The sequence below is a fragment of the Mesorhizobium sp. C372A genome, from assembly GCF_030323245.1.
Classification (GTDB): domain Bacteria; phylum Pseudomonadota; class Alphaproteobacteria; order Rhizobiales; family Rhizobiaceae; genus Mesorhizobium.
Map to the genome: position 1 here is coordinate 3,431,593 of NZ_CP100475.1, position 12,836 is coordinate 3,444,428.

Annotated in this window: 12 protein-coding genes; 7 read left to right on the forward strand and 5 right to left on the reverse strand. The window is 62.0% G+C overall.

Features of this window, described 5'->3' with window-relative positions; all coding sequences use genetic code 11:
• Positions 1-113 precede the first annotated feature (113 nt).
• The 3 genes from NLY42_RS16335 to NLY42_RS16345 all read right to left on the reverse strand — a co-directional run bounded on the left by NLY42_RS16335 (position 114) and on the right by NLY42_RS16345 (position 3,520).
• Positions 114-1,004, reverse strand: coding sequence for a carbohydrate ABC transporter permease (locus NLY42_RS16335; protein ID WP_023714612.1), 891 nt, complete (start codon positions 1,002-1,004; stop codon positions 114-116).
• The gene (locus NLY42_RS16340; protein ID WP_023733177.1) at positions 1,001-1,960 is read right to left on the reverse strand and encodes a carbohydrate ABC transporter permease; all 960 of its coding nucleotides are present in this window, start codon (positions 1,958-1,960) and stop codon (positions 1,001-1,003) included. The genes NLY42_RS16335 and NLY42_RS16340 overlap by 4 nt, the downstream gene beginning before the upstream one ends.
• An 81-nt stretch (positions 1,961-2,041) precedes the next feature.
• A complete protein-coding gene (locus NLY42_RS16345) occupies positions 2,042-3,520 on the reverse strand; it encodes an ABC transporter substrate-binding protein (RefSeq protein ID WP_023696294.1) in 1,479 nt (492 codons plus the stop codon).
• Positions 3,521-3,725: 205 nt separating this feature from the next.
• On the opposite strand from NLY42_RS16345, the gene NLY42_RS16350 reads away from it, so the two are divergent.
• The 5 genes from NLY42_RS16350 to NLY42_RS16370 are packed head-to-tail and all read left to right on the forward strand — an operon-like array spanning position 3,726 to position 8,657.
• A complete protein-coding gene (locus NLY42_RS16350) occupies positions 3,726-4,436 on the forward strand; it encodes a GntR family transcriptional regulator (protein ID WP_023681193.1) in 711 nt (236 codons plus the stop codon).
• Positions 4,437-4,490: 54 nt separating this feature from the next.
• Positions 4,491-5,657 carry a mandelate racemase/muconate lactonizing enzyme family protein gene (locus NLY42_RS16355; RefSeq protein WP_023681194.1) on the forward strand — a complete coding sequence of 389 codons (1,167 nt, stop codon included), beginning with the start codon at positions 4,491-4,493 and terminating at the stop codon, positions 5,655-5,657.
• Positions 5,658-5,713: 56 nt separating this feature from the next.
• Entirely contained in the window at positions 5,714-7,072 is a 1,359-nt protein-coding gene (locus NLY42_RS16360; RefSeq protein WP_023754435.1) for a mandelate racemase/muconate lactonizing enzyme family protein, read from the forward strand.
• A 47-nt stretch (positions 7,073-7,119) separates the two neighbouring features.
• Positions 7,120-7,446 (forward strand): NIPSNAP family protein, encoded by a 327-nt coding sequence (locus NLY42_RS16365; RefSeq protein ID WP_023704650.1) that lies wholly within the window; start codon positions 7,120-7,122, stop codon positions 7,444-7,446.
• An 8-nt stretch (positions 7,447-7,454) separates the two neighbouring features.
• A complete protein-coding gene (locus NLY42_RS16370) occupies positions 7,455-8,657 on the forward strand; it encodes a mandelate racemase/muconate lactonizing enzyme family protein (protein ID WP_023754434.1) in 1,203 nt (400 codons plus the stop codon).
• A gap of 74 nt (positions 8,658-8,731) precedes the next feature.
• Here the strand turns inward: NLY42_RS16370 and NLY42_RS16375 are convergent, their stop codons facing one another.
• Positions 8,732-9,370, reverse strand: a complete 639-nt coding sequence (locus NLY42_RS16375) for a MarR family winged helix-turn-helix transcriptional regulator (protein WP_023754433.1) — start codon at positions 9,368-9,370, stop codon at positions 8,732-8,734.
• A gap of 116 nt (positions 9,371-9,486) precedes the next feature.
• On the opposite strand from NLY42_RS16375, the gene NLY42_RS16380 reads away from it, so the two are divergent.
• Both NLY42_RS16380 and NLY42_RS16385 read left to right on the forward strand, forming a co-directional pair.
• The gene (locus NLY42_RS16380; RefSeq protein WP_023829169.1) at positions 9,487-11,016 is read left to right on the forward strand and encodes an MDR family MFS transporter; all 1,530 of its coding nucleotides are present in this window, start codon (positions 9,487-9,489) and stop codon (positions 11,014-11,016) included.
• Positions 11,017-11,083: 67 nt separating this feature from the next.
• On the forward strand, positions 11,084-11,920 hold the full coding sequence (locus tag NLY42_RS16385) for an amidohydrolase family protein (protein ID WP_023754431.1): 837 nt from the start codon (positions 11,084-11,086) through the stop codon (positions 11,918-11,920).
• 49 nt (positions 11,921-11,969) lie between these two features.
• Here the strand turns inward: NLY42_RS16385 and NLY42_RS16390 are convergent, their stop codons facing one another.
• Positions 11,970-12,755, reverse strand: coding sequence for an SDR family NAD(P)-dependent oxidoreductase (locus tag NLY42_RS16390; protein ID WP_023691366.1), 786 nt, complete (start codon positions 12,753-12,755; stop codon positions 11,970-11,972).
• Positions 12,756-12,836: the final 81 nt, after the last annotated feature.

Genomic DNA, 12,836 nt, shown 5'->3' on the forward strand with positions numbered 1-12,836 from the left:
TACGGCATGATGCCGAAAAGTGTGAAGCGGTTTTCGGACGACATCATGCTCTATCTCTTTGATTTAGAGGCGGATTCAGATTTGAGGTCGAACAGACCTGAAATCATCCGGCTCTAGTGTTTGACCGCGCCTTCTGTAAGGGCGCGTACGAAGTATCGTTGCAGGAGGAGGAACAGCACCACGACGGGCACGCTCATCATGAAGCTGGCCGCCATCAGGCCCGGAAAGTCCGTCGTATTCTCCGAGAAGAAACGCTGTATGCCGACCGGCAGGGTCAACTGCTCGTTCTTGGAAAGGAAGGTGTAGGCATAGATGTACTCGTTCCAGGCGCCAATGAAGGAATAGATAGCTGTGGCGATGATTCCGGGCGTCGAGAGAGGCATCACGATCAGGATGAAGGCCTGGAACCGGGTCGCCCCATCGATCCGCGCCGCCTGCTCGAGCTGCACCGGAATGTTGTCGTAAAAGCCCTTGAGCAGCCAGATCGCCAGCGGCAGGCCGAAGGTGAGATAGGTGAGAATGAGCGAGCCATGCGTGTTCACCAGCCCGATCGCGCGCATCAGGATGAAGAGCGGCACGAGAAAGATCACCGCCGGGAACATGTTGCGCAAAAGCACGGTGAAGAACAGGAAGTTTCGACCGGGGAAACGAAAGCGCGAAAAGGCGTAGGCCGCAGGAACGGCCACGATCACCGAAAGGATTGTGGTGACGGTCGACACGTAGAGGCTGTTCCAGAAAAAACGCAGGAAGTCCTGGCCGACGCTGTTTTGCGGATCGAGCAGCTTTTGGTAGCTGGCCAGGGTAGGCTCTTCCGGCCACCATTGCGGTGGGAACTGCATCGCCGCGAAGCCGGACTTGATCGAGGTGATCAGCATCCAGATCATCGGCAACGCGGTGTAAAGCAGCATGAACACGAGGAAGATGCGCCCGGCCCAACGCCATCCGTCGATGCGCATGCGGCGCCGGGCCGGACGTCGAGGGACTGTCTCGACGATCGTGCTCATGCGCTCCCCTCGTTGCGCTCGTTGCCGGCCAGCGCACGGACGTAGAAGTAGCCCAGCACCATCAGCATGAGGAACAGGAGTACCGAATAGGCCGATGCGACGCCCCATCGCTGCCGGCCGAAGGCGAGCTCATAAATGTGGGTGATCCAGATGTGCGAAGCGTTCGACGGCCCGCCACCGGTCATGATCCACGGGATGATGAAGGAATTGAAATTGGCCACTGCGAGCAGCAGGATCGTCACCGTCGAGACGTTGCGCAGATGCGGGAAGGTGACGTGCCAGAAACGCTGCCATGCATTGGCCCCGTCGACTTCCGCGGCGCGCAACAACTGGTCGGGGACCGTCTGCAAACCGGCCATCATCATGATCATGGCAAACGGAAACTCGCGCCAGATATTGACGACAATCAAGGAGGGCAGCACCGTGCTGACGTTGTCGATGAAGTTCGGCGGCCGGTCAGCCAATCCGAGGCCGACCAGCACCGCGCCGATGATGCCGAAGTCCGAATGGTAAATCCACTTCCAGATATAGGAGGCGGCAACCGCGCTGATGACCCAGGGAATGATCAGGATAGCGCGCAGGACACCCCGGCCGATAAACTCGCGGTGGAGGGCCAGCGCGGCGGCAAATCCCAAGGCAAAGGCAACGAAGGTAGATGCGATCGTCCAGATCAGGGTGTTCAAGGTGACTTTCCAGAACACCTGACTGGTGAGGATGGCCGTGTAGTTGTCCAATCCGATGAAGGTCTTGTCGCGGAGCTGCAGGCCAGGCGGCGTCTTAAAGAACGACAGCTCGACCGTGTAGTAGATCGGATAGGCGATGACGATGAGCATCACGGCGATCGCTGGAAGCACGTATGCGTAGTCGGCGCGATGCTCCCAGATATTCCGCAGCATGCCGGAGCTACCGGGTTGCAATCTTCGGCGAGCCTCGGCCTTGCCGGTCACGATCGTCACGATGGCGTGCCCTTGTTGTTAGGAGCAAACCGGCTGCACGCACTGTCGGCACAGCCGGTCGGATCGCAGGTCAGGCCCGGACTAGAGTCCGTCCATCAGGTTCTTCACCTTCTCGGCCGCGTCGTCCGCTGCCTGGTCGACGGTCATCGCTCCGGTCAGGGCGTTCTGCAGCATGTCCGGGACGATGATATTCATGATCTCGGGGGATTGCGGCAGCGCCGGGAACGGAATGCCGTATGGCAACATCGAGGTCGTGACATCGAGGAACTTGATGTTGTCCAGACGTTCCTTCATCCATTTGGTCTTGAAGCCGTTGAGGTTGCCCGGGTTCGAGCCGGCATACGCCATCTTCAACGACCATTCAGGGCTCGTCCACATACAGATGATGGCCTTTGCAGCCGGCTCGTCCACCTTGCCGCCCTCGACATATTCGGGCTTCAGGATGTGAATGTTCGAGCCGCCAAACACGACGGCGCGCTTGCCGTCGGGGCCGGTCGGAATCAGGCCATAGCGCATGTTGTCGATGACGGTCTGCGCCTTGTCCTTGTCGGCGCCCGTTGCCTTCTTCTGCAGGTCGAGCATGACGTTATAGTCGGACGGGTGCGAGACCATCATGCCGAGTTGGCCGGCGACGAACAGGGGCTGGTTATCGGCCTGCTGGTTGGTGAGGGCCGAGACCGGAACCGACTTGTCGCGAACATACATGTCGTAGGAGGCTTGCAACGCCGCCTTGCTCTGCGGGCTATTGAGCTCGACCTCCTTATAGGTCGGGTTCGCGGAGGCTTCGTCGAAGACACCGCCGCCATAGGCCCATAGTTGCGGCATGAAGCGGTACGGCGTGTTGCCGGCGTTCTTGCGCGCCACGAGGCCGTAGCCGGCTATGCCGAGCTTGTCATGGATCTGCTTGGAATATTTGACGACGTCGTCCCAGGTCGCCGGAGCCTTGTCCGGATCGAGGCCCGCACGCTTGAAGATGTCGGCGTTCCAGATGAACGCCATCGTCTCATTGTTGGTGGGAATGCCGTAGGTCACGCCATCCCAGGTTACCGCCTTCATGGCGCCGGGCCAGAAATCCTCTGTGGGATAGCCCACATCTTCCGGCTTGAGCGGCTGCAGATAACCCTTCGAGGCGAACTCGGTTCCGCCCAGGATTTGCAGGCGGACCGCCATCGGCGCGGCATTGCCCAGCAGCGCCGTGCGGAACTTGTCGAGAAGGTCGTTGTAGGTGAGGGCCTGATCCTCGAGCTGGATGTTCGGATAGGTCTTGCGGAAGGTCTCGAAGAAATCCTTGTAGTACTGACGCAGCAGGTCGGGGTCGCCCTCGAACACGCCCTGATACCAGAACGTCAGTCGCCCTTTGTAGTCGAGCGGGGTGACCTTGCCGCAATCGGCGGCCGTGTCGAAATCCTGTGTGCCGGCGATGGAGCGCACATACTCCGGCGACCACTTGCTCAAATCGACCGGCGGCGCACCCAGCGCCGATCCCGACATGAGCGACGCCATCAAAGCAGTGGCGACAGTGCCGCGCAGGACGGCACCGCCGAGTGTAATCCTCGTCATAGTATCCTCCCAGATTCTCCCATGCCGCTGTGCGCCAAGGGGCTCGTCCGACCGTGCGGGATGCGTCCTTCTGCTCAATGTATCCCTTCGATCATCTGGTACGTTTTCAGATCGTGGATTGCCTGTCAACGCACCCGATCGTACATTGTTTGCAAAACGCGTGTATGATATCGAGCATGCGATGTACTAATCGGGGGAGCCGGCTTTGGCCGAAACAAGTGATTTCAAAGCAGAGCCACCCGTGGGGATTGATCCCATCGGGGCGTCCAGCGAGGGCGCCTCGCTTTATGAGCTGATCCGGGAAGACATCATCGAGGGACGGCTCGCCGCCAACGAACGGCTTGTGGTCACCGATCTCGCCCGGCGTCACGGCACCTCGACCAACCCCGTACGCGAGGCGCTGCAGCTGTTGCGAGGGGAGGGCTTCGTCACCTTTGTCGCCAACCGTGGCGCGCGCGTCCGGCCCATAGACCAGGATTTTGTCCGGGATATCTACGAGATCGGAGTCCTGATCGAGCCGGCCCTGACGCGATGGTTCGTGAACATGGCGACCGGCGAGGACATCGCCGAACTCGAACGCATCCAGGCTCTGATCGAAGAGAACAACTTCACCGACACATTGCGGCACAGTGAACTGGATACCGCCTTCCACACCGTAATGTACCAGCGCCACTACAACCGCCATGCCGCCGAGCTTTGGTGGAAGCATCGCGAAGTGCTGCGAGCCGTGAGCCGGCGTTTCAATTTCACGCTCGCGCGGCGGGCCGCCATCATGCGTGAACACCGCGAGCTCATCGCGCATATCAAAGCCGGAAATGCCGACGAGGCGGCCGAGCTCATTGCCCGCCATGTCGAGGGTTCCGGCCGGCACGTTCTCGAACAGATGCGTGCGCGCAACGCCGCTCGGGCCGGATAGAATTTCCAGCCCAGAAAATCATTGGTCCGGCCATCAGACAGAGGTAGTTGAGAGATGAAAATCACGAGCGTTCGGCCGTGGCTGATCAAGTCCGATGCTTCCTATTGGGGAGAGTTCCTGTTCGTCGAGGTGACGACCGACGAAGGGGTGAGCGGCTGGGGGGAAATCACCACCACCACAAGGCTCGCCAACCGCGCGCTGTGCACGATCCTGCGGCAGATCGGTGTTGCCGTCACAGGCGAGGATCCGGCGCGCATCGAGCATCTCTGGCACAAGATTTTCCGCAGCTTCACCTATATGGGCAGCCGCGGCGCCGCAGTCGAATGCGTGAGCGCTATCGACATAGCGCTCTGGGACATTCGCGGCAAAGTTCTAGGCAAGCCGATCTACGAGCTGCTGGGCGGTCCGGTACGCGATGAAATCGCGCTCTATACCCACCCCAACCAGGCCAAGTTTACCAGCAAGGAGGCGGTGGTCCGCGAAATTCGAGACATCGTCGAATCCGGACACACCGGGCTGAAGTTCGATCCTTTCCCCCACCAGGGCCGCATCGCCGATGGCTTGGCGCGCGAACAGCGGGACGGCTACCTCGATGGCAGCATGACCCGCAAGGACGAGCGCGAGGCTGCCGAACTAACGGCTTTGATCCGTGAAACGGCGGGGCCCGATGTCGACATTCTCATCGACGCGCATGGCCGCTTCGACGTCCCCACCGCCATTCGCCTCTGCCGAAGCCTCGAGGAAGCCGGCCAGATCGACTGGTTCGAGGAGCCATGCCCGCCAGAAAGCCTCAATGCTCTCAAGCAAGTGCGTGAGAAGGTCAGTGCCGCCATCTCGTGGGGCGAGCGCGGCCACACCAAATGGGATTTCGTGCCGGTGCTCGAGAACAGGCTTGCGGACTACATCATGCCGGACGTTACCTGGACCGGAGGCATTACCGAACTGAAGAAGATTTCCGCCCTGTGCGAAGCCTACTACATCCCGGTCTCGCCCCATGACGCCGCGGGACCGATCAATGTGGTTGCGGGAGCGCAGGTGATGATGACGGTTCCCAACTTCTACAAGCTCGAAACGTCGGAGTGGAATCTCGATAAATACAACCACCTCATCGACGAGCCACTCGATGTTTCGAACGGCAGCCTCAAGCTGGCGTCGAAGCCGGGTCTCGGTGTCGAGATGAACCGAGACTACCTGCAGGCCCACGAGATAGAGCTTGGCTAGCAACGCTTATGCAGGCCGGGGGTGCGGGGCGCCACCAATCAGAACGAGGATAAGCCATGGCAAAGACGGGTAGCGCCGGCGAGGCGCTCAATCGGGTAAATACGAACTCCAGGCCGAGCGACCTGCGCATCACCGACCTGCGCGTTGCCGAGATCGTCGGCGCGCCGTTCACCTCCGCGCTGGTCAAGATCTACACCAACCAGGGCATTGTCGGCCTGGGCGAAGTGCGCGACGGCGCCAGCGCGACCTATGCGCTGATGCTGAAGAGCCGGTTGCTGGGCGAGAACCCTTGCGACGTCGACCGGCTGTTCCGCCGCATCAAGCAATTTGGCGGCCATGGGCGGCAAGGTGGCGGTGTCTCGGCAATCGAGATCGCGCTTTGGGACCTCGCCGGCAAGGCGTATGGCGTGCCGATCTACCAGATGCTGGGAGGACGGTTTCGCGACAAGGTGCGTGTCTATTGCGACACCGACGCGGACAAGCCCAGCGGCACCGAGACCGGAAAGCGGCTCAAGGCGCGGATGGATCTCGGTTTCACCTTCCTCAAGATGGATCTCGGTCTGGCGCAGATTTCGCACATATCGGGCGCAGTGGTGGCGCCGGCCGGCGTGCTCGACGGTTTCCGCAGCCATGCCGCGCGCGGTCCGGCACGCACGCTGGACGAGCGCCGGGCGCGTAATGCCGCCTATGATGCGCAGAACGTGCCGCATCCCTTCACCAGCCTCCATTTCACCGAAAAGGGCCTCGACCTGCTCGATCAATATATTCACGAGGTCCGCGAGGTGATCGGCTACGAGGTCCCGCTCGCCATCGACCATGTCGGCCACATCTCGCTGCAGGACGGCATCCGTCTGGCCCGGCGGATCGAGAAGTATGCACCGGCCTGGCTCGAGGACGTGATCCCCTGGCAGTACACCGAGCAGTATCGGCAGTTGCAGCAGGCGACCTCGGTGCCGATCTGCACGGGTGAGGACATCTACCTCAAGGAAGGCTTCGAGCCGCTGCTCAACGCCGGCATCTCGGTCATCCATCCGGATCTGCTGACCACCGGCGGCATTCTCGAGACCAAGAAGATCGGCGACGCGGCGCAGGAGCATGGCGTCGCCATGGCCATTCACATGGCGGAAAGCCCGATCGCGGCAATGGCCGCCGCGCATGTCGCGGTGGCGACGGAAAACTTCATGGCGCTCGAATATCACAGCGTCGAAGTCGACTGGTGGGACGATATCGTCACCGGCCTGCCCAAGCCGCTGGTCAAGGACGGCTTCATCACCGTGCCCGACAAGCCTGGTCTGGGCATCGACGACATCGTCGACGAAGTGATCAGCCAGCACCTGCAGCCCGGCGTCACCGGCATCTGGCAACCGACCGATCACTGGGACGACGAATACTCCTGGGACCGCACCTGGAGCTGACTCTACACTTCTCTCCTCGGAGGGAGAGGTGAACAGAAGGATGGACCATGATCTACGAACTTCGCATTTACGACTGCGTGCCGGGCCGGCTGCCGGCGCTGCTCAAGCGTTTCAACGACCATACCTTGGCGCTGTGGGATAGACACGGCATCCGCCAGGCCGGGTTCTTCACCACGGTGGTCGGCGAAAACAGCAATCGACTGATCTATTTCGTCGCCTGGGAATCCCTTGCCGAGCGCGAAGTGAGATGGAAGGCCTTCACCACCGATCCGGCATGGCTCAAGGCCCGCGACGAGTCCGAGCGCGATGGCCCGATCCTAGCCAATATTTCCAGCCAGTTTCTCGCGCCAACCGCCTTCTCGTCGGTGAAATAGAGGACATCATGAAGATCACCGATCTCAGGTGCGCCGTCATCGGCAGGCACCCCATCGTGCGCATCGTCACCGACGAAGGCCTCCATGGCCTCGGCGAGGTCGAGTACACCAAGCCTTATCTGAAACCCTGGGTGCTGCATTTCCGCGACGCGCTGATCGGCGAGGACCCGACCGATGTCGAACGCGTGATGTTGAAAATCCGCCAGCGCGGCTCGTTCAAGCCCTACGGCGCCGCCGTCAGCGCTATCGAGCATGCTCTGTGGGACATCGCCGGCAAGGCGGCAGGCGTTCCGGTCTACAAGCTGCTCGGCGGCAAGGTGCGCGACAAGGTGCGGGTCTATAACGGTTCCATCCGCAAGAAGCGCACCGGCGACAGGCCGGAGGATTACGCGGCCGACGTCAAATGGATGATGGAGCGGCCGGAAGGTTTCTTCATGGTCAAGCAAGGCATCAGCTTTCATTCCAACATGAAGACCAGCGTCCCCGACTTCCACTACGGCGTGCGTCAGCCGCCGACCTATCACGGCGCGATGGACCAGGGGCAGATCAGCGAGCGCGGCATGGCGCATATGATCGAATGCGTCATCGCCATGAAGGATGTGCTCGGCGACACGGTCTCGCTGGCGTTGGATTGCGGCCCCGGGTGGTTCCTGCCGGACGCCATCCGCTTCGCTCAGGCGGTGGAAAAATACAATCTGATGTGGCTGGAGGACATGCTGACCGGCGACTACGTGCCATGGGTCAATCCGCAGGCCTACCGCGAACTCACGACATCGACGTCCACCCCCATCCACACCGGCGAGCAGATCTACCTGCGCCATAACTTCAAGGAACTGATCGAGACGCAGGCGGTTCGCGTCATCGGTCCGGATCCCGCCGACATCGGCGGCATCGCCGAGCTCAAATGGGTGGCCGAGCACGCATACATGCACTCGATCATGATGGCGCCGCACGGCACGGCGAACGGTCTGCTGGGCCTCGGTGCGCTGATCAATGTCTGCGCCACGCTGCCGGCCAACTACATCGCCTTCGAATATCCCAGCGCCTCCGACCCGTGGTGGGAGGACATCGTCATCGGCCTGCCCAAGGGGCAGATCGTCAGGGAAAGTATGGTGGACCTGCTCGAAGCTCCGGGACTCGGCCTCGACATCGACGCCAAGGCAGCGAAGAAATACCTGGCGGAAGAGGACGCCGGTTTCTTCGACCGATAACGATCCGACGCGACCTGAGCGTCAAGGGCTATCGAACGGCTCGCACACATGGGTGAGCGTCCACGCCGTGCCGCCTATTTCGTTTCGGGCAGCATCTCGTCCATCAACTGCTTGACGGCCTTGGCGGATCTTTTCATCCCGGCTTCGTCCATGGCCCAACCGGCGAAGCGTTCCAGCAAGGTGGCGAACCTTACTAGGTCCTGCTCATCCCACTGTGCCAGCGATCCGGCGAAAATCCGCCATTTGGTCTGGCGCACCGCCGCCACGAGGCGCTCACCCTTGGCGGTGAGTTTGAGGCAGATGCGGCGGGCATCGCGTTGCGATGCGACACGGCAGGCATAGCCGCGTTCGACGAGGTCGGCCGCGATGCGGCTGGCGCGCGACGGATCGATCTCGAGGCGCTCGGCGATGACGCCAACCGTCACCTCATCCTGCTGGGTAGCGCTGAAAAACGGATTGTTCGCGATGGCGCTGATCGCATCGAGATGGCTCACTTCCAGCGAAGGGTCTACGCGCGCCAGGATCATGCGGCCGACGTCGCGGCGCTTGATCGAGCGGCGCACCTTGCTCATTACCGCATCGATGGCGGCCACGGCCTCGGCCGCCGGTTCGGACAGGCCGCTGCCGCGCGCCAGATCGGCGAGATCCCGGTCGCCGCTTGTCTGGAACAGGGCTGGAAATCGGTCCGGACTGCCGGATGCGTTGCTGCTCATCCATAGCGCGTTAGCAAGAATATATGCTGATGTCAATTATATGCTACGCGCACATATCTGATTGACACCTCTTGGTTGTGGGGACATAAATCGCGCCCCAAGCTACGGAGACACCGATGACTGTCGAGCAGACGCTGCCGGACACAGCGCCCGTGGAGGCCCAAGTCAGGCCCGACCTTACGACCTTGATCGTCTATTTCGGCGCGCTGATCGCCATGTTCATGGCAACCATCGACATGCAGATCGTCGTCACCGCCTTGCCCACCATTGCCGGCGAACTCGGCAATCTGCATTTGTTCGGCTGGGTCGGTGCCGCCTACCTGCTCTCGACCGCCGCGGTCTCGCCATTCTACGGCAAGCTTGGCGACATGTATGGCCGCAAGAATGTCGTGCTGACGGCGATCGGCCTGTTCCTGCTGGGCTCGCTGGTCTGCGGCATGGCATGGTCGATGGAGAGCTTGATCGCCGCGCGCGTGCTGCAGGGTATCGGCGGGGGTGGGTTGATGGTTTCGGCCTTCGCCATGATCGGCGAACTGTTTTCGCCGCGCGACCGCGCCAAATATCAGGGCTACAGTTCGGCGGTGTTCGCGCTGTCGTCGGTGCTCGGCCCGCTGGCCGGCGGCTACATCACCAGCGTGTTCGGCTGGCGTTGGGTGTTCCTGGTCAATTTGCCGATAGGGATCATCGTGCTGGCGGTGCTGGCCTTCGCCATGCGCAGCCGGTTCAACGAAAAGCGGCACCGCATCGACTATCTCGGCGGCGTGCTGCTCGCCACCGGCACGACGGCGATCGTTTATTGGGGCTACCACGTGCTCGACCCCAGCGGACCGGACCTCATCACCTTCGCGCTGCCGCTGCTGGCACTAGTCGCCATCACCTTGTTCGTCATGGTCGAGCGCCGGGCCGAAGAGCCGATCGTACCTCTGCGGCTGTTCGGCAATTCGACGGTCAGCATCGTCTCGGGCGTGTCGCTGGTCGCCGGAACGGTGACGCTGGGCATGTTCTTCTATTTCGCCCTCTACATGCAGACGCTGACGGGTCTCAGCCCGGCCGAAGTCGGCTTCCTGTTCCTGCCGGCGTCACTGACATCGATGGTCATCTCGATCGTCGCCGGGCGGGTAATTGCCGCAACCGGACGCTACAAATGGATGCCGGTTGTGGCGATGGGCATTGGCGGGCTCCTGATGCTGGGCTTCGTCCTCACCAGCCAGCACACGCCGATCTGGGTGCTGGCGACGATGATGGCTGTGTTCGGGATCAGCATGGGTCTTCAGTTCCAGGTGCTGATTGTGGCGATCCAGGCGGCGGCACCCCTGCAGGATATCGGCGCGGTGACATCGCTGATCACCCAGGCGCGGACGCTCGGAGCATCGCTCGGACTGGCGCTGAACGGCGCGGTGATGATCTGGGCGCTGAACCGGCAGACAGCCGAGCTTCCCACTGAGGCCGCCGTATTGTTGCCACAGGGCCTGAATGGATTGACCCCGCACCTCGCATCGAGCCTGCCGGACGCGATCCGTGAGGTGGTGCTCGACCACTACTCCAGTGGCTTCAACGTGATGTTCATCTGGGTGGCGGCGCTCTATTTCGTCGCCATGGGGCTGACGCTGCTGCTCGAGGACAAAGAGATCCCGAAGCGGGCCTGAGCCAGAGTATGTCATGCGCTGGGTTTAGGCATTTGGCGATGATCTGAAATCACCGAGGAGGACAGCCATGATCATCGACACTCATCTGCACCTGATCGACCTGTCGGCGCTGCGCTATCCCTGGCTCAGCCGCGAGCCGGCGCTCAACCGCGATTTCCCGCACGCAGAATATGCGATCCAGGCCCGCCGGGCCGGCATCGAGGCCGCGCTGCATATGGAGGTCGACGTCGATGAAGCCGACATCCAGGCCGAGACCAGCCATGTGAAGGCGCAGTCGCTGGAGAAGGGCAGTCTGTTGCGCGGGGCGATCGCCTCCTGCCGCCCGGAGGAGGCCGGTTTCGCCGCCTATCTCGAGCGCCAGCAGGCCGATCCCTTCGTCAAGGGGTTCCGTCGCGTGCTGCATGTCATGCCGGACGAGCTTTCGGACAGCGCGCTGTTTCGCGAAAACATCAAGCGGCTTGCCGGCACCGGCCTGACCTTCGACCTCGTCGTCCTGCCGCATCAGATTCCAAGGGCGGTTGCGCTCGCCGATCTGGCGCCGGATGTGCAGTTCGTGCTCGACCATTGCGGCGTGCCCGACATCAAGGCCAGTGCGGAACATCCGTGGCGCGAGCATATGACCGAGATCGCGCGGCGTCCCAATGTTATCGGCAAGATCTCCGGTGTCGTCGCCTATGCCGATGCCGGCTCATGGACCGTCGAGACCTTGCGCCCCTATGTCGAGCACACGATCGGCATTTTCGGCTGGGACCGCGTCGTGTGGGGCAGCGACTGGCCGGTGTGCACGCTTGGCGGTGGCCTTGCGACCTGGGTGGCGGCGACGCATGCGTTGATTGCGGGAGCCAGCCCTGAGGAGAGGACGAAATTGCTGTCGGGCAATGCCAAGCGGATGTGGAAGCTGTAGCGCGGTCGGACACCGATTGCCTGCAAGCGCGCAGAACGCCATCATAGCGCTACTTCACGCCAATACCTGCCGTCAGGCCGCCATCGATCCTGTAGTCCGCGCCGGTGCAGAAGCCGGCCTTCGACGAGCAAAGGAAGGCGATGAGTTCCGCCACTTCCTCCGGTTCGCCGATGCGGCCGAGCGGATGCGCCGCGCCGAAGCGCTTGTAGGCCTCTTCGACATCGGCATCGCTGCCGCCGTCACCGCGCGCAGCCTTCTCCAGGATCGGCGTGCGGATCGAGCCCGGGCTGACCGAATTGACGCGGATGCCTGATGCCGCGTAGTCGAGCGCCAGCGAGCGCGTCAGCGTGTGGATGGCGCCCTTGGTCGTGGCATAGGCGGCGACGTTCTGCTGGCAGGCAAAGCCCTGCACCGAGGCGACGTTGACGATGGCGCCGCCTCCGCGCTTGATCATTTCCGGAATGCCGAAATGCGCGGTCAGGTAGATCGAGCCGACATTGACCGTCATCGTTCGGTTCCAGGTTTCCCAGTCGGTGGTCGTCGCCGTGCCATAGGGATGGACGGCGGCCGAGTTGACGATGACATCCAGGCCGCCGAACTTCGCGACGCCAGCCGCGACCGCGTCGCGCACCTGATCGGAGACGGACACATCGGTGTCGATGACCAGCACCGCGGCACCAGCACTTTCCAGTTGCGCTTTCATCGCCGCGTTGGCGGCGCGGTCGATGCCGCAGGCGATGATTGCGGCGCCACCGGCCGCAAGGCGTGTGGCGGTTGCCAGGCCGATTCCGGTCGTCCCGGTCACCAGGGCGACCTTGCCGTCGAAATCCGTCATTTCTAAAAACTCCTCCATTTTCTATCGACTCCCATCGGGGTCCAACAATAAGTTGCCAACCTGTCGCAGAAGGAAAGCCGA

Excerpts from the sequence above, each read along its gene's own strand:
- NLY42_RS16375 (WP_023754433.1), bottom strand. The coding sequence starts at position 9,370 with ATGAGCAGCAACGCATCCGGCAGTCCGGACCGATTTCCAGCCCTGTTC.
- NLY42_RS16365 (WP_023704650.1), top strand. The coding sequence starts at position 7,120 with ATGATCTACGAACTTCGCATTTACGACTGCGTGCCGGGCCGGCTGCCG.
- NLY42_RS16335 (WP_023714612.1), bottom strand. The coding sequence starts at position 1,004 with ATGAGCACGATCGTCGAGACAGTCCCTCGACGTCCGGCCCGGCGCCGC.
- NLY42_RS16360 (WP_023754435.1), top strand. The coding sequence starts at position 5,714 with ATGGCAAAGACGGGTAGCGCCGGCGAGGCGCTCAATCGGGTAAATACG.
- NLY42_RS16355 (WP_023681194.1), top strand. The coding sequence starts at position 4,491 with ATGAAAATCACGAGCGTTCGGCCGTGGCTGATCAAGTCCGATGCTTCC.
- NLY42_RS16345 (WP_023696294.1), bottom strand. The coding sequence starts at position 3,520 with ATGACGAGGATTACACTCGGCGGTGCCGTCCTGCGCGGCACTGTCGCC.
- NLY42_RS16385 (WP_023754431.1), top strand. The coding sequence starts at position 11,084 with ATGATCATCGACACTCATCTGCACCTGATCGACCTGTCGGCGCTGCGC.
- NLY42_RS16370 (WP_023754434.1), top strand. The coding sequence starts at position 7,455 with ATGAAGATCACCGATCTCAGGTGCGCCGTCATCGGCAGGCACCCCATC.
- NLY42_RS16380 (WP_023829169.1), top strand. The coding sequence starts at position 9,487 with ATGACTGTCGAGCAGACGCTGCCGGACACAGCGCCCGTGGAGGCCCAA.
- NLY42_RS16390 (WP_023691366.1), bottom strand. The coding sequence starts at position 12,755 with ATGACGGATTTCGACGGCAAGGTCGCCCTGGTGACCGGGACGACCGGA.